This window comes from Deltaproteobacteria bacterium, assembly GCA_022340465.1.
Lineage (GTDB): Bacteria > Desulfobacterota > Desulfobacteria > Desulfobacterales > B30-G6 > JAJDNW01.
Map to the genome: position 1 here is coordinate 13,292 of JAJDNW010000018.1, position 22,524 is coordinate 35,815.

General features: G+C 51.4%; 18 protein-coding genes. 17 read left to right on the forward strand and 1 reads right to left on the reverse strand.

The annotated features are described in order from the left end of the window. Positions 1–187: 187 nt before the first annotated feature. The 12 genes from LJE94_03005 to LJE94_03060 all read left to right on the forward strand — a co-directional run bounded on the left by LJE94_03005 (position 188) and on the right by LJE94_03060 (position 14,005). Positions 188–1,120 (forward strand): ABC transporter permease, encoded by a 933-nt coding sequence (locus LJE94_03005; protein MCG6909077.1) that lies wholly within the window; start codon positions 188–190, stop codon positions 1,118–1,120. A gap of 27 nt (positions 1,121–1,147) precedes the next feature. Further along, a complete protein-coding gene (locus LJE94_03010) occupies positions 1,148–2,110 on the forward strand; it encodes an ABC transporter ATP-binding protein (protein ID MCG6909078.1) in 963 nt (320 codons plus the stop codon). A 12-nt stretch (positions 2,111–2,122) separates the two neighbouring features. Continuing rightward, positions 2,123–3,109: an ATP-binding cassette domain-containing protein gene (locus LJE94_03015; GenBank protein ID MCG6909079.1), complete on the forward strand. Its 987-nt coding sequence runs from the start codon at positions 2,123–2,125 to the stop codon at positions 3,107–3,109. A 95-nt stretch (positions 3,110–3,204) separates the two neighbouring features. Then, on the forward strand, positions 3,205–4,278 hold the full coding sequence (locus LJE94_03020; protein MCG6909080.1) for a beta-lactamase family protein: 1,074 nt from the start codon (positions 3,205–3,207) through the stop codon (positions 4,276–4,278). 31 nt (positions 4,279–4,309) lie between these two features. Next, positions 4,310–5,497 (forward strand): CoA transferase, encoded by a 1,188-nt coding sequence (locus tag LJE94_03025; GenBank protein MCG6909081.1) that lies wholly within the window; start codon positions 4,310–4,312, stop codon positions 5,495–5,497. 121 nt (positions 5,498–5,618) lie between these two features. After that, positions 5,619–6,914, forward strand: coding sequence for a sugar ABC transporter substrate-binding protein (locus LJE94_03030; GenBank protein ID MCG6909082.1), 1,296 nt, complete (start codon positions 5,619–5,621; stop codon positions 6,912–6,914). Between the two features lie 9 nt (positions 6,915–6,923). After that, positions 6,924–7,829, forward strand: coding sequence for a sugar ABC transporter permease (locus LJE94_03035; GenBank protein ID MCG6909083.1), 906 nt, complete (start codon positions 6,924–6,926; stop codon positions 7,827–7,829). Position 7,830: 1 nt separating this feature from the next. Further along, a complete protein-coding gene (locus LJE94_03040) occupies positions 7,831–8,655 on the forward strand; it encodes a carbohydrate ABC transporter permease (protein ID MCG6909084.1) in 825 nt (274 codons plus the stop codon). 18 nt (positions 8,656–8,673) lie between these two features. Then, positions 8,674–9,774, forward strand: coding sequence for a sn-glycerol-3-phosphate ABC transporter ATP-binding protein UgpC (gene ugpC / locus LJE94_03045; GenBank protein ID MCG6909085.1), 1,101 nt, complete (start codon positions 8,674–8,676; stop codon positions 9,772–9,774). A gap of 73 nt (positions 9,775–9,847) precedes the next feature. After that, positions 9,848–11,611: a CocE/NonD family hydrolase gene (locus LJE94_03050; protein MCG6909086.1), complete on the forward strand. Its 1,764-nt coding sequence runs from the start codon at positions 9,848–9,850 to the stop codon at positions 11,609–11,611. A 225-nt stretch (positions 11,612–11,836) separates the two neighbouring features. Then, positions 11,837–13,033, forward strand: coding sequence for a CoA transferase (locus tag LJE94_03055; GenBank protein ID MCG6909087.1), 1,197 nt, complete (start codon positions 11,837–11,839; stop codon positions 13,031–13,033). Between the two features lie 48 nt (positions 13,034–13,081). Continuing rightward, positions 13,082–14,005, forward strand: a complete 924-nt coding sequence (locus LJE94_03060; protein ID MCG6909088.1) for a hypothetical protein — start codon at positions 13,082–13,084, stop codon at positions 14,003–14,005. A gap of 249 nt (positions 14,006–14,254) precedes the next feature. Here the strand turns inward: LJE94_03060 and LJE94_03065 are convergent, their stop codons facing one another. Beyond that, on the reverse strand, positions 14,255–14,443 hold the full coding sequence (locus LJE94_03065) for a hypothetical protein (protein ID MCG6909089.1): 189 nt from the start codon (positions 14,441–14,443) through the stop codon (positions 14,255–14,257). A 274-nt stretch (positions 14,444–14,717) separates the two neighbouring features. Here LJE94_03065 and LJE94_03070 point away from each other — a divergent pair, with 274 nt between their 5' ends. The 5 genes from LJE94_03070 (at position 14,718) to LJE94_03090 (ending at position 22,402) form a co-directional block, all read left to right on the forward strand. Continuing rightward, positions 14,718–14,984 carry a hypothetical protein gene (locus LJE94_03070; GenBank protein MCG6909090.1) on the forward strand — a complete coding sequence of 89 codons (267 nt, stop codon included), beginning with the start codon at positions 14,718–14,720 and terminating at the stop codon, positions 14,982–14,984. Positions 14,985–15,053: 69 nt separating this feature from the next. Further along, positions 15,054–17,000, forward strand: a complete 1,947-nt coding sequence (locus LJE94_03075; protein MCG6909091.1) for an aldehyde ferredoxin oxidoreductase family protein — start codon at positions 15,054–15,056, stop codon at positions 16,998–17,000. Between the two features lie 391 nt (positions 17,001–17,391). After that, positions 17,392–17,979, forward strand: a complete 588-nt coding sequence (locus LJE94_03080; GenBank protein MCG6909092.1) for a TetR/AcrR family transcriptional regulator — start codon at positions 17,392–17,394, stop codon at positions 17,977–17,979. 90 nt (positions 17,980–18,069) lie between these two features. After that, positions 18,070–19,296, forward strand: coding sequence for an MFS transporter (locus tag LJE94_03085; GenBank protein MCG6909093.1), 1,227 nt, complete (start codon positions 18,070–18,072; stop codon positions 19,294–19,296). Then, complete coding sequence (locus LJE94_03090) at positions 19,289–22,402, forward strand: aminotransferase class V-fold PLP-dependent enzyme (GenBank protein ID MCG6909094.1); 3,114 nt, start codon at positions 19,289–19,291, stop codon at positions 22,400–22,402. Before LJE94_03085 ends, LJE94_03090 begins: the two co-directional genes overlap by 8 nt. The last annotated feature ends 122 nt before the right edge of the window (positions 22,403–22,524 follow it).

Sequence of the window (22,524 nt, forward strand, 5' to 3'; positions counted from 1 at the left end):
GCATCCGCAACAATCACCTATGGCAATGGTTTCAAGGTCCCAGATCGTGACCAAGTACAAGGCGGGGGCGGAATTTAACCTACAGACATACTGAAGTATTTCGAGGCGTTGAATTCCGACGCCAACACAGTAATTGGGTGTTGGTCGCGGTTTTGAAGCCACTTCTAAACATATAAGCGAGCATTATATGACAGGCCCGAACCCGGCAAATCAACAATTGGACAGCACTATCGCCATCACCGATGAATCCACTTTCAAGGGTGCCTTGGTTCGATTGATTATCCGTGTGGGCAAGACGTTCGGCCGCCTGGTGGAATCCCGGATTGCGCTGGTTGGATTGATTATCTGCACCATCGTTGTACTGACGGCCATATTGGCCCCCTGGCTGGCGACCCACGATCCCATTCAGGGAGACTTTTTAAATCTGAAGGCCCCGTCCAGTGCCGAGCACTGGATGGGCACTGACCAACTGGGCCGGGATATCTGGTCACGCCTGGTCTGGGGAGCGCGCAACGCGGTGGTGGTGGCGTTGGTCGTCGTTCCCTTGCAGATGCTGGTTGGCATCGTGTTTGGCGGAATTGCCGGATACTACGGATCCTGGACCGACAATCTGCTCATGCGCATCAACGATGCCATGCTGGCCTTCCCGGGATTGATGCTGTTCATGGCCATCCTGGCTATTCTGGGATCCGGCTTGTGGCCGTGCATTTTGGCATTGATCATCGGGGGGGCGCCCAGTCTGATTCGAATGACCCGGGGACTGGTTATCGCTGAAAGAGAGCGGGACTACGTAAAGGCTTCCACGCTGATGGGCGAAAACGGGTTGTGGATTTTATACCTGCAGATCATTCCCAATGTGTCGTCCCCGTTGATTGTTATGGCCACCGTGCGGCTGGGATATACACTGCTGGTGTTTGCCGGTTTAACATTTCTGGGCTTAGGGCCACCCCCTCCGGAACCCAGCTGGGGTCTCATGCTGAACGAAGCCAGGGACCTGATGGAAACCGCGCCCATGGTGGCTGTGTATCCCGGGATGGCTATATTTTTCACGGTCCTGGGCGCAAACCTGCTGGGGGACGGATTGCGTGATGTTTTCGATCCCCGCTTGTCGGAAAAGTAGTCCAATGATTTGCGGAGACGGGGAGCTATGCAGGACCATTTTTTGTCATTAAAAAAGGTGAGTGTCACATTCGAACTGAGGGCCGGCAAGCTGTATGCGGTCGACCGGGTGAATCTGACATTGGACAAAGGAGAGACCCTGGGCATCGTCGGCGAGTCGGGAAGCGGTAAAAGCGTCATGGCCAAAACCATCAACCGGCTCAATCCGTCGCCGCCTGCCGTTACCACGGGACAGGTGATCCTGGACGATACCGATGTCACCAGCATGTCATCGCCGGAAATGCGCCGGGTACGCGGTTCCCAGGTTGCGATGGTTTTCCAGGAGCCCATGACCAGTCTGAATCCAGTGTTTACCATCGGCCGCCAGATGACTGCCGGCATCAGGAGACACCTGGGTCTTTCAAATAAAGACGCCGACCAGTGGGCGATTGATCATTTAAAGATGGTCGGAATTCCGTCGCCCCGCGAGCGTTTGAAGCAGTATCCCCACGAGCTTTCGGGCGGGATGCGCCAGCGGGTAATGATCGCCATGGCCATTTGCTGCAACCCGTCACTTCTGATTGCCGATGAACCGACCACAGCCCTGGATGTAACCATCCAGGCCCAGATCCTGGACCTGCTGGCCGAGCGAATCCAAAAAAGCAACATGGCCTTGATGCTGATATCCCATAACCTGTATGTGGTGGCGGATGTCTGTGATCGAATCTGTGTGATGTACGCCGGCCGACAAGTCGAGATGGGGCCGACTCCAGAGATATTCAAGAAACCAGTGCATCCTTACACCATTGGACTGAAAGAATCGCAGCCCCAAATCGGCAAAAAGAGCGATTATCTGACACCGATTCCGGGAATGGTGCCCGACATGCTTCAGGTGCCGAGTGGATGTGCATTCCATCCCCGATGTAAGTTGGCCGAAAAAATTTGTCGGGAGGCGGTTCCCGTGTTAAGAGCGATCGAGGATGGTCATTCGATTGCCTGCCATCTCGTATAGCCGGACGTGATCATGACAGAAAAAGCAATCCAGTATTCACCGAACAGCCATCCGGCCATAGAAGCCAGGAATCTGTGTAAAAATTTCACAGTCTACGTCCAGGGCAGGAAAGCGACACTCAAGGCGGTGGACCGCGTCAATCTGAAAATTTTCCCTGGCAAGACACTCGGCCTGGTCGGGGAGAGCGGGTCGGGCAAATCGACCATCGCCTTTACCATGGTTCACTATTATCAGCCGACATCCGGGGAAATCATCCATTACGACAAGGGTACCCGCATCCATATCGAAGGCATGCTGGGGCGGGCCTTTCGCCAACGCATGCAGATGGTGTTTCAGGACCCATACAGTTCCCTGGATCCGCGCCAGACCTTGAAAACCATCATCGAGCACCCCCTGAAGCTGCATACGCATCTCAATCGCCGGCAGCGGCTGGACGCCATCATTGACATCCTGCATCAAGTCGGGCTGGATGCAGGACAATTATATCGCTACCCGCACGAGTTCAGCGGCGGACAGCGCCAGCGAATTGCGATCGCCCGCGCCCTTGCCGTTAATCCTCAGGTGATTATCTGTGATGAACCCGTGTCTGCCCTGGATGTTTCGGTTCAGGCCCAGATTCTGAATTTATTAAAAAAACTTCAGGAAGAACAGGGCCTGGCTTATCTGTTCGTATCCCATGATCTAAACGTCGTCCGCCATATTTCACACGAAGTTGCGGTAATCTACATGGGACGCGTGGTCGAACGGGCACCAACCGAAATGCTGTTCGAGGACCCCTCCCACCCGTATACGCGAGCCCTCATGGCTTCCATGCCTGGATTGGATCGCAAAGATGCCGGGGTCAATTTGATCGGCGAAATCAGTTCGCCAATCGATCCGCCGCCAGGCTGCAGGCTGGCTTCACGTTGCCCGGTGGCAATGGATCAATGCAAATCAATCGATCCGGAGCTGAAAGATATTGCTCCAGGACACGCCGTGGCCTGCGTGCACTATGGATGATCCCGGATATTTGATTTCATGGATATCCAGGATAAATAGTACTGGACGCCGTACGGAAAAAACATCGCTGCCCATCAGGCGGCACGGAGAAGCAGATGTTTCTGGATACTGACAATTTGTATTTCCCGGAACCGGGGGCTAAATGGGAAGCGGTGAATCCCAGGACTGTCGGATGGGACCCCAAAAAGCTAGAAGCACTGATACAATTCGCCGGGGAGCAGAATAGTTCCTCTTTCCTGCTGCTTTACCGGGGAAAAATCCTGGTGGAGAAAAACTGGGAGGTTTCGCCCGAAATGGGCGGAGCCAATGATAGCTTGCAGAAAATGTATCGGTATTTTCAGCGGGGAGTCAACGCGGATAATTGCCCCATCGAAGATGTGGCATCCGTTCAAAAAGGACTCGCAGCCATTTTGGCGTACATGGCCAGGGAGAAGGGCCTTCTTGATTTTGACGATCCTGTCGGCAAGCATCTAGGCGTGGGCTGGTCGTTGGCAGATGAAGCGGCCGAAGGCAAAATTACCCTCAGGCACATCCTGACCATGACCACCGGGCTGAACGAGCAGCTTGAATTCGAAACGGAACCGGGCAAAAAATGGTTTTACAACACACCCGCATATCAACACGTGATTCGCGTGGTCGCGGCAGCGGCAGCGATGGATTACCGGACGTTGACCCGGGAATGGCTAACCGGTCCGATCGGGATGAATGATACCACCTGGATCGAAAGAACCGGATTCCCCAAAATGAATAAAGTGACCATGCTGGGGCTGGCATCCACAGCCCGCGATCTGGGACGATTAGGGCTGTTGGTCCTGGCCGGCGGCAGATGGGGGATGGCTAACATTATCAATGATTGCCCTATATTTCTGCAGATGGTCAAGCCATCTCAGCATCTCAATCCGGCCTATGGCCATCTCTGGTATGTCAACGGGCAACGCCATTATATCCTGCCGCAGCAAACCAGCAAAACGGATGGGCCCCTGTGGCCCGCGGCACCGGATGATACGGTGGCAGCCTTGGGGCTATTTTCGCGGTGCCTGTTCGTCTGCCCTGCTCTCGGACTGGTGATGACGCGTCTGGGATATGTCCCCGGGATGGCGCTGCAGGGCGGTCCCGGTTTTGCCCGCAAACTATGGGAGCGCTTAATCGCCGCCGCTCCGAAACATTAATTGTTTGAACATCTTGGAGAAAGGAAGACAAATGGCAAATACCGGACCTTTAGCGGGAATACGGATTCTCGATTTCACCCATGTACTCTCCGGACCTTTTGGCAGCGCGTTGCTGGGGGACCTGGGAGCGGACATTATCAAAATTGAATCGCCGGTCGGGGACAGTACCCGCTGGGCGGTGCCGCCGATTCAAAATGGTGAGAGCTCCTATTTTTTCTGTGTCAACCGCAACAAACGAAGCATGATTCTGGATCTGAAAAAACCGGAATCAAAGGCCATCGTGAAGCGGATGGTCAAGGATTGCGACGTGGTGATGGAGAATTTCCGTCCCGGGGTCATGGATCGACTGGGGATGGGCCAGGATGCGCTGACGGCCATAAAACCGGACTTAATCTATGCCTCCATGACCGCTTTCGGTGAAAAGGGGCCGTACAAGGACCTGCCGGGGTACGAGTTGATCATTCAGGCCATGACTGGCCTGATCGATATCACTTCCCCCAAAAAGGGACCCAAGGCCAAGATTCAGATCCAGGTGGTGGACCTGTGCACCGGGATATTCCTGGCTTTCGTCACCCTGGCAGCGCTTTACCACAAGCTCAATACCGGCAAAGGACAACGTGTAGACACGTCCCTATTGGAGTCTACCCTGGCCATGACAGCCAATCTGTCGGCCATATACTTCATGTCCGGAAACGTCCCGACCGGAATGGCGTCCCGCAATCCGCAATCCGTCCCCTCGCAGGTTTACAGAACCAAAGATTCCTGTTTTGCCACCGTGGGCAAGTGGGAAAAGCTGGTGGCTGCGCTTGGTAAACCGGAATGGGCCACCGATCCGCAATTGGGCAACAATATGTACCGGGTTCAGCATTACGATGCGGTGAGCGATATGGTGGAGGAGGTCACCATGACCAAAACCACCGAGGAGTGGCTGGTCCTATTGAAAGAACACGACATGCCGGCCAGCCGCATCAATACGATGGAAGAAGGATTGGAAGATCCGGGGGTGGCCGCAACCGGCATGATCAAAACGGTTGAACACACCCGGGCCGGGCAAATTAAACTCTTGGACAAACCGTGGCACATGTCCGGTTCCCCCGGGGAACTCCGCTATCCGCCACCGGCCCATGGACAGCACTCCACCGAGATATTGAAGGAATTCGGGTACACTTCCGAGGAGATCCAGACCTTTAAAGAGGCTGAAGCCCTGTATGGTGAGTGAGAAAAACATGTTCGGTCCCAGCGCCATGCCCCAGAGCAGAGATAGCTTGGCGCGCTGACAAACGATTTTGATTGTCCACCCGGGACGAAGGTGTCCCACAGGTAACCACAAGGAGGATAAGATGAAAAAAGCTTTTCATGGTGTACAGCGATTATTCCTGGCAGCAGTGTTGTTGGTGCTCATTGTCGGCCCGTCATTTGGAGCGGATTTTAACTGGCGCAAGTACGAGGGGACCACGCTTCGAGCGCTTTTTGTGAAATCAGCATTTACGCCGATTGCCCAGAAACAACTTAAGGAATTCGAGGATCTAACCGGTATTACGGTCAAGGCCGAGTACTATTCGTCGGCACCCTTACGTCAGAAACTGGTCATGGAGCTCGGTGCAAAAAACAAAGACCTGGACGTTTTTGGGGGAATGATGAAAACAGCCTTTCAGTATGAAAAAGCGGGTTGGCTGGAACCCCTTGAAAAATATGTCAACAATCCCGAGCTGACGCATCCTGATTTCGATTTTGAGGATTTTGCTGCCCGTACCCATCCCATTATCAACAATCATTTGATCGGGATAACATCCAGCTGCAACCCGCAGCTGCTCATGTATCGCAAGGACCTGTTCGAAGAATACGGCATCAAGGTTCCCACCAATTGGGCTGAGCTGGAAGCGGCTGCCCAGGCGCTGAAAAAGCATCTTCCAGATGGGCAGTTCCCCTGGATTGTTCGTATGAACAAAGAAAACACGGCACCTTTCGCCACATTTCTATACACCAATGGTGCCAGCTGGTTGGATGAAAACGGCAAACCCGCTTTCAATACGCCGGCAGCCGTCGAAGCCATCGAGTTCTATGGCAAGATGGCCCGGGAATACGGGCCTCCGGGGGCGGCTACTATCGGCTGGAAAGAAGTGGTGGGAGCCATCGCGCAGGGCAAAGCCGCTATGACGGCGGAGATTTCGATTTTTGCCGGCCTGGTATTCGAAAACCCCAAACGATCCAAGGTGGCCGGAAAAATGGGCTATGTCATGATTCCTCCTGGAAAAACCGGTCAATTTCAAGCCATGCTGCCGCTCACCACGGGTCATATCAGCACTTTTTCGGAGAAAAAAGAAGCGGCCTGGTACCTGCTGCAATACACCTCCATGAAAGAACCGATGATGGATTATCAACTGGCCGGGCTGCCCATGACGCGCTTGTCCTGTTGGGAAGATCCAAGATGGAAAGCCAAGGATAAAATGCCGCAACTGTCAAAACTTCAGGTGGAAGCGATTGAAAACGGGCGCATTGGTTTTGAAATCCCGATTGCCAGGTTCACGGAAGCCAGGCCCATATTGTCGCGTCTCCTGTATGTTGGTTATGAGGGCGGTGAAGTGCAGCAAGCGGCTGATGATGCCGTTAAAGAGGTTGCACGGTTGGTTGATTAGGGGCACGGGATGAGAGCAATATCGCCGGTACAGCGCATACTGGATTATACGGACAGGCAGATTCGCTGGCTATTCTCTTTTCCGGCCATGCTGTTTATGATCGTATTGTTCGCCTATCCGCTATACGAGCTGGTGTCCACCAGTCTCACCAACGAAGTGTTGTCATCGGAGGGTGCAGGCGAATTCATCGGCCTGGCCAACTTTTCCAGGGCCTTTTTTGAAGATCAGCACTTCTGGCGCTCTGTCCGGATTACGCTCTATTTTGCCGCCGGCTCAACCCTGGGCCAGCTGACGCTGGGGATGGGATTGGCCCTGTTCCTGAACAGGCGGTTCAAGGGCGAGGCAACCTTTCGCATGCTCTTAATGTTTCCCATCATCGCCACACCGGTGGCCATGTCGCTGGTGTGGTCCATGCTGATGAACCCGATGATGGGCCATTTAAACTATTATCTGTCATTTTTCGGGTTTTCCGGATCATTGTGGGCGGCGGATACCAAAACCGTGTTGCCCTCCATCATCATGGTCGAAATCTGGCACTGGACGCCCATGACCATGCTGGTGTTTCTGGCTGGATTGAAGAGCCTGCCCAGGGAGCCTTTTGAAGCGGCGGTGGTGGACGGTGCCTCCAGGGTACAGATCTTTTTCAGGATCACCCTGCCGCTGCTCCAGCCATATGTTTTCCTGTTGTTGCTGATGCGGCTGGTTCACGGGCTCAAGGTGTTCGACAAGATTTTCGTATTGTCCGGCGGGGGCCCCAACAGGGCGTCTGAAACGCTGAATATCATGATCTACGACCAGGCTTTCGGGGCGACCAATTTCGGATATGCCTCTGCCCTGGGATCCTTTTTGATGCTGATCATTCTGCTCATTTCCATCGGCCTGTTCCGTTTTCGTCAGAGAAACTGGGGGTATTGACATGCGTGATCACCGAACCATACAGGTCATCAACCGAATCCTGTTTTACGTCATCCTGCTATTCATTGTCGGGGTGTTTTGCTTCCCTTTTCTGTGGGTGCTCTACACCTCTTTGCAGGATGCGGTGAACGCCGGCGCGGTTCCGCCGGATTTAACGGCACCACCAACCTTGGACAACTTCCGGCAGGTGTTTGCAGAAGGTCAGTTTTTCTCCTGCTTGTGGAATTCAACGGTGGTGGTGGCGTTGACCCTGATGGCCAATTTGATTGTCTCCCTGCCGGCGGCTTACGTGATCGCCCGCAAACGTCAGAACTGGATGATGTTCCTGATTCTGTTTCTGCAAATGGCGCCCTGGATCTGCCTGCTGCTGCCCTGGTACGTTATCTTCAAAAAACTGGGATTATACGACACCTATTTCGGGCTGGTCTTGTCCAACTTGACTTTTATGATTCCGTTCACGGTCTGGCTGATGCTGGGGTTTTTCGAGGATGTGCCCGTGGAGGTGGAGGAAGCCGCCTGGCTGGACGGGTGTTCTCACCTGGGAACCTTTGTCAGGATTGTGGCACCCCTGGTCAAGGGCGGTATTATCACGATTACCACCCTGGGGTTCATGTTTTGCTGGAATATCTTTCTATTCCCGTTGGTGCTGTCCGGGTATGATTCCAAAACACTGCCCGTGTTTGTCTATGGATTTATGGCGGACAATCAGCTGGATTTCGGTCCTCTGGCCGCTGCCGCGCTGCTGTCCATGGCCCCGGTAATCGTTTTTGTTTTGATCAATCAGAAGTACTTCCGCCAGGGCATTGCTTTCGGCGGCGGGAAATAGAGAGATGAAGGAATTATTGTGGCTCAGGTTAAAATAGATAAGGTATCCAAGAAATTTGGAAAATTCAAAGCGGTCAAAGAATTCTCCCTGGACATCCAGGATGGTGAGTTTATCGTGTTGGTGGGGCCGAGCGGATGCGGAAAAACCACCCTGCTGCGCATGGTGGCCGGCTTGGAAAAAGTGACCTCAGGAGAGATATTTATCGACCAAACAGACGTCACCCGCACGCCACCTAAAAAACGGGACATTGCCATGGTCTTCCAGAACTATGCGCTTTATCCGCACATGAACGTGTACAACAACCTGGCCTTTGCCCTGAAACTGCGCAAAATACCCAAAGCTCAGATCAAAGCGACCGTGGAAAAAACAGCTGATCTGTTGGGAATCGGCGATTTTCTAAACCGGCGGCCCAACCAGTTGTCCGGCGGACAGAAGCAGCGGGTTGCCCTGGGCAGGGCCATTGTCAGGCAGCCCAAGGTGTTTCTCTTTGACGAACCCCTGTCCAACCTCGATGCCAAACTGCGGGTTTCCATGCGGGCTGAAATTTTGGATATCCACCGGCGACTCAATAACACCTCGCTCTATGTGACCCACGACCAGCTGGAAGCAATGACCATGGGAACAAGAATTATCATTATGAAAGACGGCGTCATTCAACAGAACGGCCCGCCCAAAGAGATCTACAATAATCCTGCCAATAAATTTGTAGCAGGGTTCATCGGCTCGCCGGCCATGAATTTAATGCGGTTTGTTATTCAGGAAGATGCTGGAAAGCTGATGGCAGTCAAAAACGGCTTGGCACTGATGATCCCGGAAGAAAAAAATGAGCCGTTAAAATCGTATCTTAATCAGGCGGTCTTTCTGGGCTTGAGACCGGAGCATATCAGCGATTCGGTGGTTAACGGCAGTGAAGCCGCTAACGCTGCTTTTAAAGCGTTTGTGCGGCTGGTGGAGCCGCTGGGCTCCGAGCAACTGATCCACCTGGAAGCTGAAGACCAGCGTTTCATTGCCCGTATCGATCCGCGTTCATCCATCAGCTATGGCGACACCCTTGAATTTCACGCTGATATGAACTTCGCGGCTTTTTTCGATGCCGATACCGAAACAAGGATTGTTTAAATTTGAATTCCCCGCTGCGGCACGACTGGGGACTTCGAGCGAGCCTCGGTCAACAGGGAACGGAGATAGCGCAATGAGCCAAAAGATTCCTGATGTCATTATTGAGTCCAACGTTCCGGCCACCATGCGCGATGGCGCCGTGTTAAGAGCCGATATATACCGTCCGGCCGTTGCGGGCACGTTTCCGGTCCTATTGCTCAGAACGCCCTATGCCAAATCCAATATGAGCTTGGTTTTTCAGACGACCATGGATCCGATAAAAGCGGCTCAGGCCGGTTATATGGTTATTATTCAGGATGTTCGGTCCCGGTGGGAATCAGACGGGGACAAGTTTTTTCCGTATCGGGATGAGTTCGATGACGGATTCGATACAGTGGAATGGGCGGCTTCGTTGCCCAATTCCAATGGAAATGTGGGCATGTTCGGCTATTCTTATTATGCGACAACGCCGTGGTTTGCGGCTGTGACGCAGCCCCCGCACTTGAAGGCGATTTTCCCGTTTGCTGCCGCCATGGATTTTTACCAATATCGGGGAGGGGCGCTGGATCTTTCTATCATGATCGCCTGGACGCTGTTACTCCTCGGTCCGGATGGCATTACGAAGGCAAAAGCGGGTTCGCCCGAGCTGATTCCGGAACTGATGAGTCTGTTTGCCAACATCGATCGAATCGAGCAGGTTTTCAGGGCGTTGCCGTTTCAGGATATCGAGGCAATGAAACTGGGAGACACATTTGCCCCCTATTTTTATGAAACGCTGGCGCACCCCCTGTATGATGATTACCACAAGCAGCAGACAGTGATTGACAAGCATGATCGTGTCAGGGTACCGGCCCTGATTTTTACCGGATGGTATGATCTGCTGCTGCAGAATGATCTGCTGCACTTTACCCGCATGCGCAATGAGGCGGCAACACCGGAAGCAAGGGATAATACGCGCATCGTGATCGGCCCCTGGACGCACGTCGGCACAACCGGTGCGGTGGGAGAACTGAATTTCGGATTAGGCGCTTCTACCCTTTTGCTGGAATTGAAAACGAATCTGACAGAAGTTCACCTGGAGTGGTTTGATTATTGGCTTAAAGGGATCAGGAATAATATTAACGATGAACCACCGGTCAAGATATTTGTAATGGGCGACAATGCCTGGCGCGGAGAAAACGAATGGCCGCTGACTAGGACAAGATACACGCCGATGTACATACACAGCTCCGGCAAAGCCAATTCTCTTGTCGGAGATGGCCAACTCTCTTTCGAGCCGCCTCTCGACGAACCTGAGGATCATTTTGTTTTTGATCCGAATAATCCCGTACCCACTATGGGTGGGAATCACATCCTGCCGCTGTATTATCACCGCGGTCCGGTTGACCAGACGATTCTCGAGCAACGATTTGACGTGCTGGTATACAGCGGCGATATTCTTGAGCAGGACGTTGAAGTCACGGGTCCTTTGTCCGTCAAACTTTTTGCTGCCAGTAGTGCCCCGGATACTGATTTTACGGCGAAATTGGTCGATGTGCATCCGGACGGGAGGGCCTTCAATATCGCCGATGGCATCATCCGCGCCCGCTACCGTAAGGGTCGAGCCGCTGAACCGAGTTTAATTACCCCCAATTCGGTCGTTGCGTACGACATCGATCTTTTGGCCACCAGTATCGTATTTAAAAAAGGCCACCGCATCCGGATAGAGATATCCAGCAGTAATTTTCCTCGTTGGGATCGCAACCCGAACACCGGTGAACTGGCTCACGAAGCAGAAACATTAACCACCGCGTTTCAGACGGTCTACCATAACAGCCGGTATCAAACCCATATTCTGCTGCCCCTGATTCCTCGGTAAGCGATATTAAACCCGCCGACTGCGATGATTTGACAGGTTGTTTCGTGGCCGGGGAATCTTTTACCGTGAGTTGCGTTGATTTCAGAACCTGTCTTTTTTATCGTTAAAAGGGACCTCTTTCATGGTCGCGAAGTCAGCTTGAGAGAAAATTCGAACCGAAGACGACCAAGAAAAAGCTGTTAAATCTGCATGAGTTATAAAACACACCAGTAAGGAGAAGTCCATATGGCAAAATTGCCGCTTGAAGGGATAACGGTCATCGATTTCGCGACACTGATTGCAGCACCGGTTATTGCCACATTTTTAGGAGACTTTGGCGCCACAGTCATTAAAGTTGAGCAGCCTGATGTCGGGGAACCGATGAGGCACAAATTGGCTTTTCCTGACGGCCGCAGCCCCATCTGGCTGAATGAAGGGCGCAATAAAAAAACAATAACGTTGAATCTAAGAACTGAACAAGGGCAGGAGATCGCGCATAAACTTGCCGAAAAGGCAGATGTCGTGTTGTTGAACTTCCGCCCCGGCCAGGCTGAAAAGTGGAATATCGGACCGGAAGATTTGCATAAAAGCAATGAAAATTTAATTGTAGCCCTGGTTTCAGCCTACGGGCAGACCGGACCGTACAGCAAAAAGGGCGGCTTTGATCGTACTATAGGGGCTTTTTGTGGAACCACTTATGTGACCGGTTACCCGGATAATCCGCCGGTGCGCACCGGCTATGCCCAAATCGATTACATGACGGCCTATATGGGCGCGTTCGGTGTGATGACGGCGCTTTATAACCGGGAGGTCAACCAAACTGGCGGGGAAATCATCGATTTGAGTTTGGCCGAGGCGGGTTTTCGTTGCTCGGAAGCCGCTCTAATGGATTACAGTATGACCGGAAGCATTCGTGAACGAACCGGTAACCGCAATCCCCACTTTGTACCTGCTGAAGACTTTGAAACAAGGGACGGCAGAATTCTGGTTATCAATGCCGGCACCGAACGCCTCTGGAAAAAGCTGGCATGTGCCATGGGGCAGCCGGAACTGCTGGAAGATGAGCGATTCGACAACACCATCAACCGGATTGTCAATCAAAATGCCCTCTACGCTATCATTGCGAACTGGGTAAAGGAATTGACGGCAGAACAAGGGTTGAAAATCTGTGACGACGCCGGTGTACCGGCAGATATTATCCGCAATATTGCTGATCTGGCAGACGATCCTCACATGCGCAAACGCGAAGCGGTAATGGCCTTTAACGATCCTGAGAAAGGCGATATTCTAATACCCGGCGTTTTTCCGAAGATGTTGCGCTTCCCGGGAAAGGTAAAATTCCTGGGCGCAAGATTAGGAGAGCATAACCATGAAATTTATGGCGGCCTTATCGGTTTATCAAACGATGAAATCTCAAAACTTAAGGATAACGGAGTGATTTAGTACTAAAATTCATTTTTGTTGAAGAATTTAGAAAAAGGGGGCCAATGGGTGAATACTGACGTTTTACAATTTATAGAAAAGCTGTTCGCGACCAATTCTTTAAACCGGTTACCGGAGCAATATGGTGGGGGCCGAATTTTTGATAGGCCGATTATTGGTGTGGCGAAAGGTGACGATCCAATTTTTTTAAAATATAAGGAAGTAGTGGGACCCGGGCATTTGACGCCGGAAGAAATGTGGCTGCAAAGTGGACTTCCGGATGATCCGGACATTGCCGCACGATTACGAACGGTATCCATCATTTTTCCCTATGTCGAACGAATTCGTGAAGAAAGCAAGACTGCTCGAAAAATGCCGGCAGAAATTTACAGCGTGGGCCGCAATTTTGCCAACGCGTTTATGGATGAAGTGCTGGAAAGGACAGTATGCTATTTTCAGGAAAAAAGATTTCAGGCGACATCCGGCATGCGTAGCCCTGCCTTTCAAATCATTGTCAATGAAAATCCTCTCAACATTTATGCCACCTGGTCCGAACGCCATATAGCGTTTGCGGCTGGTCTGGGGACCTTCAGTCTGCATGAAGGATTCATTAGCGAAATCGGCTGCAACATCCGGATTACCTCCATCATCACGGATGCGCCGCTGGAAGTGACACCCAGAAAAAACGATGATCCTTATGCCAACTGTTTATACTACGCCAATGGCAAATGCAAAAAATGCGCGGAGAGATGCCCGGGCGATGCCATCTCAGAGGAAGGGCATGACAAATTGAAATGCTACCTGTATGGACAGATTGTCCAGGAAGAAATGACCGGCAGGCTTAAATATATATTAAAACGCCACCTGCGGTATATAAATGGCGAAGAGAAATGGTCATATCCGGTCGGCTGCGCCTTCTGCCAGTTTGATGTCCCTTGTATGATGACTAACCCGGTAAAGGAGAAGGCCAATCTGAGCCCATTTAAGGACTAAAATTTAACAATTTTTCATTCCAGTAATAGGTGCTGGATACCGGATCAAGTCCAGCATGACAGGGTAGGTATTTAATTGCCAGGTTAATAACATAATTCGATAGGAATCAAAGCACCGTTGAGAACTTACAATGTCGGTTACTTGTTTTGATAGTTGGCACACTTTTTAGCTGATTGAAGTTCATCATTTCCGCTGAGAAGTTTACCATCCTTTGAAAATTATTGCAGAAGTCTAAAGCTCAGTCATACCTCAGGCAATGTAGCCTACGAATCCATCGCAACATTCGTTGAAAAATTCCATAGCCTCATCAACGGTGTCAAACATGATCCAATCGTGTTTAATGACATTTTCACCCTGCATACGGATGCGTTCGATCGCCGTATTCCCGAAATATTCAAAATGGTCTTGGTAATCTGCGTATATTTCCTGTGTTCTCATTTTGGCGCCTCCTTATCTTTGTTTTGTAAACAGATTACCACACGGGTTTGACAGATACGGTCACACCGTTGTATGTTTTCCTGAGATTTCCTGCCCAACACCCATTAGAGAGAGGATTCCCATAAACAAGCTCGAAGTTATTAAGACCCTTTGTGCGCAAAATGGACTTTCCAAATTCGAAGCGACTAAAATTGTGCCCATTTTTTTTGAACAGATGTCAGCTGCATTGGAAAGATAGGAAATTAAACAGGATTAACAGTAAGGAAAGGATACGTTGTTCAGATCCAAGGCAACCATTCAGATCAAGGTTAAGCTCTACGGTGGGCTGGACGCCCTTGCCAAGATAGAAAATTATGATCCCGAAGCTGGGCTTAGGTTGGATGTCCCGGAAAATATCCGCTTGGAGAAGGTAATAAAAAAAATAGGTTTAGGTAAAACCGGTTCAATAAGATTGTTTGTTAATGGAAACGCGGCAAAGTTAAGAGATCAGCTCAACAATGGGGATGTCATTTTTTGCATGAGGCCCATGGCCGGGGGGTAGTGCATCGAATTCAAGGAATTCATAATTTGCAGAATCAAATTTAACGGGGGCTATATGGGCAATGGATTTATGGGAAAATATTTGGTTGTGAATCTGACAGACGGCTCAACGGAAACGGTTGAATTACCCGATAGCTTTTACAAAAAGTATCTCACCGGATACGGACTGGGCGCAGCCATCATCGCTGAGCGGCAAAAAACGGGTATAGACGCGCTGGCACCTGAAAGCCATTTGGGTCTCTGCTCGGGGTTGTTAACCGGCTGCGGACTGCCCTTTACCGGACGGTTCATGGCGGTTGGCAAATCGCCACTGACCGGTGGATGGGGCGATGCCAATGCCGGCGGCTTTTTGTCCAGGGAAATCAAACGTACCGGATATGACGCCGTTTTTTTCACGGGCAGGGCCTCGCAACCGACCTGGGTGCATATAACGGACAATAATGTGGACCTAAAAGACGCGTCGTTGCTCTGGGGGAAGAACATCAATGATACCGAGACGGCCATCAAAGAGGAACTAGGAACAAAAAATGTTCAAATCGCCTCTATCGGCATGGCCGGAGAAAAGCTTTCGTTGATATCCGGCATTGTGACGGATAAGGCGCGTGTCGCTGCCCGCTCGGGACTCGGAGCGGTCATGGGCAGCAAGAATTTAAAGGCGGTCTCTTTTAAAGGATCCACTCGGATATCCGTGGCCCGCCCAAGTGACGTGAAGGATTTGAATGCAACTTTTTTGAATGAATTTAAGAAAGATGCCAATCTCGGAGATAGACTGGCCGTCAGGTTTCTCAATTTTTTGAGCAAACTCGTTGCGAAGTCACCCCTGAATCCACCGGCGACAAACGGCAATTTGAAGCTTATCTTCGGCAAATGGGGAACACCGGGGCTGACGATGTTTTCAGGCATGACTGCCGACACGCCGGTTAAGAACTGGGGGGGGACACCGTCCACGGACTTTACCTTCGAGAGCATTGAAAAACTGGCGGGTGAGACGGTAATCAAGCGTCAGAAGAAGAGGTACGCCTGCCAGTCCTGCCCTCTTGCCTGCGGAGGCAAGGTCGATGTCCTGTCCGGGCCATATCAGGGATCTGAAGGCCACAAGCCCGAATACGAAACCATTGCTGCTTTCGGTGCCATGGTGCTCAATGAAGATCTTGATGCGATTATTGAAATCAACGAGATGTGCAACCGTGCAGGCATTGACACCATTTCCACGGGTGGAACCGTGGCATATGCCATCGAATGCTTTGAAAACGGCCTGATTGACGCTGAGACCACTGGTGGACTGGAACTGACCTGGGGCAATGTAAACGCTATCATCAAACTGGTTGACATGATCATAAAGCGGGAGGGGTTTGGAGACACGCTGGCCGACGGTGTCAGGGTGGCCGTAAAAAAAATCGGCGCGGAATCTGAAAGGTATGCCATGCATGCAGGCGGTCAAGAACTGCCCATGCATGATTCAAGAAACGATCCCGGCTGGGCATTGATGTATCAAATAGAGCCCACGCCTGGACGCCATACAATCGCCAGTTATGTCGATGCGGACCTGCGCAGCGGAAAGGAGCAGTTCCCCGAGGTCAAACGGATGGTTAAAGCGGCCAAAACCAAACAGCGTAAAAAAGTCAGCATCACCACGGCGACAAGCATTTACACCCAGATCATCAACGGTTGCGGTGTCTGCATCTTTGGACCTGACACCATTCATTATCCGATCGTTGACTTCTTAAACGCGGTCACCGGCTGGGATCTGACCGCTGATGACTACTTCAAAACAGGAAAGAGAATACTGAATTTGAGAAAAGCCTTTAACATCCGTGAAGGCGTGACCCAGGCTGATTCGAAATTGCCACCGAGAGCTGTCGGCACCCCCCCGCTAAACGATGGACCTTTGAAAAATATCTCTGTGGATGTTGACGCCCTGGAAAAAGATCTTCATGAACTCCTGGGATGGGATCAGCGTACCGGCGGCCCGACATCTGAAACGTTGAAAGAAATGGAACTGGATGATCTTTTTTAGACAAGACCGTAGAGAATGGTTAAATCGTTGCGGGCTGTTGCCTAAATCATCAATACTGAAGGTTCTGTAACAGAACGCATTAAATAATTGAAAACAATAAGTTAACATGATTTTGTGGGAGCTAACACACCGTCACACTTTTCAAATGCGGGGTACTTGGTAAAGAATTATCCTTTGCTTTGCCGGTGTTTTTATCTGCGAAATTTCAGTTGTCGACACGGCTTTAACATCCCGATAACGTGCCCCGAAATGTAATCTTTGGTTCGCACATTGATCTATTATATTCTTGACATGATTGGGGAATTTAGTTACGAACATATATGTCAGCCGACCGACATAATTAAATTATCGTTTTCCATCCAATATCTTGTGTGGAAGGGGATATCCCATTATGGGTAGAAAAACGGTTAGAGACGAAAGAAGGAAACAAATCCTGGACGCTGTTCACCAGTGCCTTCTTGAAAAACCGTTTCACAAAACCTCAATCAAAGATATTGCTCGAAAAGCCGGGTTGAACCATGGCGCTCTGCATTATTATTTTGAAAATAAGGAGCATATTCTTCTCGAATATATCGATTATTCTCAAAAGAAATTCGATATTTTTTATGATAAATTCCTAAAAGAAGAGAATGTAAGATCCGCTGCTGATCTTGATTCAATCAATGAGAAATGTCACTGGGCGCTGGATGAACTTACATTTCACAAAGAGTACGCAAGAATATTTATCGAAATCTGGGCGCATGCGCTCTACAATCCCAACGTGATGAAAAAGATCAAAGGTATGTATCGAGAAAGGAGAGATACCCTTTTTTCGGATATCAGCAACATCGTCGATTCAAAAAAAGAGGCCAGAAAGATAAGTTTGACTGTCATTGCCGTGTTTGAAGGGCTATCGCTGATGTCCAGCCTTTTCTCAAAAAAAGATCTTCAATACGATTTTGATTTCAATGATTTTTTAAAACTATTGAACACAAAATAGAAGAAAACTGTAGCGTCCATTTTAATAATATGTAAAGAAATCCGAAAAATCATGCGTAACAGCGAATAACACGATCAGGAGGATAGAAAAATGGGAGATAAGACCTTTACCGTTTATAAATATCGCTGGGTAGTGCTTTTTTTCTTTTCAATGATGCAGTGCATCATGCAGATGCTCTGGATCACCTTTGCCCCGATCACCAGCGAAGCAGCCGCGTTTTATCAGGTGTCTGCCTTGCAGATTGGTTTTCTGTCCATGGTCTTTATGATCGTTTACCTGTTTGTTTCCATCCCGGCCTCATGGGCTATTGATACATTTGGAATCCGCAAGGGAGTCGGATTTGGAGTCGTTCTGACGGGCATTTTTGCCATGACGCGTGGATTCGGCGGTGACAGCTTCACCTGGGTACTGGTTTCGATGATCGGGATCGCTGTCGCCCAACCGTTTGTGCTCAATTCCATGACAGCCATGGCTGCCCGCTGGTTTCCCCTGGAAGAGCGGGCAACGGCAGCAGGCATTGCCTCCCTGTTTCTTTTTGTCGGAATTATGGCCGGACTGGCTGTGACGCCCTCCTTGACGATCAAATACGGGATCCCGGGGATGCTGAAAATATACGGTGGCTTGGCACTCGTTTTTGCCGTGGCCTACCTGGTATTTGTCAAGGAGAAGCCGCCGACGCCGCCGGCCGAGGTCGACACCGAACGGACTCTGGTGTTTGACGGGCTGAAACATATTTTCAAACAAAAGGATATGATATTTCTGCTGATCATCTTCTTTTTCGGCCTTGGCATGTTCAACGCTGTCACCACCTGGATCGAGCAGATAATCGCCCCCCGTGGGTTTTCCATCGTACAGGCCGGAAACCTGGGCGGCATTATCATGATTGGCGGTATCCTCGGCTGTATTGTCGTGCCGCCAATATCTGACAAGATACGGAAACGCAAGATTTTCGTGATCCTGAGTGCGGTACTTTCACTGCCGACACTGATTGGAATGTCCTTCACAACCAGTTACGCGCTGCTGCTGGTTTCCGGCTTTTTCTTCGGCTTTTTCTTCCTCAGCGTCGGGCCGATTATTTATCAGTACAGCGCTGAAATCTGCTACCCGGCGCCGGAAGCCACGTCCCAGGGCTTGTTGGTACTGGCCGGTCAAATTTCCGGTATCATTTATATTTTCGGGATGGATGCATTCAGGTCGGCGGACGGATCCATGACGCCCTTTCTGCTGTTCATGATCGCGGTCATCCCCATCGAAATCTTTATAGCAGCGCGATTGAAAGAATCCACCATGGTTGAAGAGGGAGTTAAAAATGAATAGTTTACGTGTGAACATGACCCGACTGGAGGTCACAGCGGAAAAAATTCCGACTGGACAGGAATTGATCGGCGGCAGATGTCTGACCGCGAAAATTCTCAACCAGGAGGTTCCCCCGGGTGTTGATCCGTTGTCGGAAGGAGCAAAGCTGATCATCGCCACGGGCCCCCTGGCAGGCACAAACGCCTCGTCCCTGGGAAGACTGTCCATGGGTGCCAAAAGCCCTTTGACGCACGGTATTAAGGAGTCCAACGTCGGCGGTCCGGCCGGGCAGAAAATCGACCGCCTGGGCATCCGTGCAATCATCATCGAGGGCTGCCCGGCAGACGACAGCATGTATGTCCTGCACCTCAGCCCCGATAATTTTTCACTGGAGAAAGCGGATGATCTCAAGGGCCTTAAAAACACGGACACCGCTGAGCGGCTTCGGGATAAAACCAATGAGAACGTCACCGTGATATCCATCGGTCTGGGTGGTGAACGGCGCTGGAAATCAGCCGCCATCACCTGTACCGACAAGGATGGGCGATGTTCACGGCATGCCGCCCGGGGCGGCCTGGGGTCCGTGATGGGGGCCAAGGGGCTGAAGGCTATTGTGATCGATGACAAAGGGGCGCCGCGCGTCGCCTTAAAAGATAAAGACCACTTCCGCAAAACCCTGCAACAGTTTGCCGAGCTGGTGAAAACAGATCACCAGACCCAGGAGATGAGCACGATGGGCACTCCCGGTATCATCGATGCACTTCGCGACATCGGTTCCATGCCGGCGCTCAATTACGGCAGCGAGCCTCTGGAGGGGGTTGAAAACATCAACGGCGAAGCCTTGCTCAAGCTGGTGCAGGAACGCGGCGGTTCCATGGACCCCTGCATGCCGGGCTGCCTCATCGGCTGCTCGATGGTTTTCAACGATGCAGACGGCAACCATGTCACCTCCAGTTTTGAATATGAAACCATCGCCCTGATGGGTACCAATCTGGGTATTACCGACCCGGATGTCGTCGCAAGATTCGACCGAATTGTCGACGATATCGGCATCGACAGCATCGAACTGGGCAGCGCCCTGGGCGTGGCAGCTTCTGCCGGCCGGTTCAAAATGGGTGATGCCGATGGCGTTTACAAGCTGCTGGAGGAGGTTGAACAGGGCACGGAATTCGGTGCCGTGTTGGGAAACGGTGTTGTCGAGACGGCCACCTACCTGGGGGTAGACAGGATACCGGCCTTCAAGGGCCAGTCCATGCCTGCCCACGATGCCAGGGTTACCAAGACCACCGGCGTCACCTACTTCACCAGCCCGCAGGGGGCCGATCACACGGCCGGGCTTTCCTACGAAGATCCACAGGGGACGGAAGGACAGGTAGACCGCTCGCTCAAGACGCAGATTTTCTGTGCCATGGCAGATGCCCTTGGAATGTGCATCCTGGCTGCGCCCAGCGATCCGACCCGTGTCCTGATTTACCTGCGGGGCCTGATCAAAGGCCGCTACGGTATTAATATCAGTGCGAACCAGCTGTTCGAAATCGGAAAGGAGACCCTGCGCCAGGAACTGAAATTCAACCGGGGAACGGATATCGAGACGGCCCATTCCGATCCGACCTTTGTTCGCGAGGAAAAAGTGGCGCCCCTGTCGGCCGTATTCGATATTGACCGGGATGAAGTCGATTCAATCTGGGACCGGTTGGAATCGGCCCGTCTGGTGGATTCCTTTGTGGAGTATCCCTATGTAAAGCGCTACGGCAATATTAAAGCCATGCCGGACCAGGGGATGGATCAGGACCTTATCTTCAGCCAGCTGAAGGAAATGGCGCAGGAGGAAGACGCCAAGTGGAAGAACGGGAAATGCTCCGGTACCATGTATGGCGGCGATCCCAAGATTTTCGAGATGATCGGCCGGGCCTTTGAATTGTATACCCATGTCAATGTTCTGCAGCGGGACCTGTGCCCCAGCCAGACCAAATTCGAGTCAGAGATCATTGCCATGACCCTTGATTTCCTCAATGCACAGGCCGTCAAAGATCATCATCCCCATGACAGGCCCTGCGGTGTTATCGGCACCGGTGGTACGGACAGCATCATCAGCGCCGTACTGGCCCACCGCAACAAATTTCGTGATGAGCGGGGCATTACCAGGCCGGAGATGATCATGGCCCATACGGCCCATACCGCGTTTCGCAAAGGAGCGCATTATTTCGGCGTCAAATTGATCGAGGCACCGGTGGACCCGCAGACCACCCTGGTGGATATGGATTTTGTGAAGGATCATGTCAATGACAACACCATCTTGCTGGTGGGATCGGCCGGAAATTATCCCTATGGCACCATCGATCCCATTGATGAGCTTTCAGACCTGGCGCTGAAGCACGACATCGGGCTTCACGTTGACGGCTGCCTGGGTGGATTCATCCTGCCATGGGGGGAACAGCTGGGATATGACATCCCGGCTTTCGATTTCCGCATTCCCGGTGTTACCTCCATTTCCGCAGACACCCATAAATATGCCTACGGCCCCAAGGGGACATCTGTCGTGGTATACCGCGACAAGAATATCCGCAAATACCAGTACACCACCAATCCGGAATGGGTCGGTGGGACATATGTTTCTCCCGGTATCGGTGGCAGCCGCTCAGGCGGAATCATGGCAGCTACCTGGGCGGTCATGGTCACACTGGGTAAACAGGGATATCTTAAGCGGGCGCGCAGGATTTTCGAGACAGCCTTTAGCATGCAGAAATCCGTGACCCGGCATCCGGAGTTGCGATTGATGGGCAGCCCGACATTCTGCTTCTCTTTCACATCGGACGTTTTTGACATCTACCACCTCAACGATTTCATGAAGGATCGCGGCTGGCGGTTCAACGGTCAGCAATACCCCAGCGCCATCCATATGTGCGTCACCGGCCCCCAGACGCAGCCGGGTCTTGCCGAGGAGTTCGATAAGGACCTTGAAGAGGCGGTGGCCTATGCTAAAAAACCGGCCCGCAGCATCGCCAAGAGTGGCGCTCTGTACGGTGGACAGGGATCCAAAGCCATGATCGAGCACAATGACATGGAGATGATCAGGGATATCATGATTGAATACCAGGACGATTGCTTGGAACAACCGGATGATTAGCCTGGCAGATTCAAAAAGAAAACATGGGCGAATTGCATTTACAAAAATATGTGCTGTCTTGGGACCTGGGCAGCAGCGGTCTTAAAACCGCTATTATTTCAGACAGTGGTGACGTCGCAGCC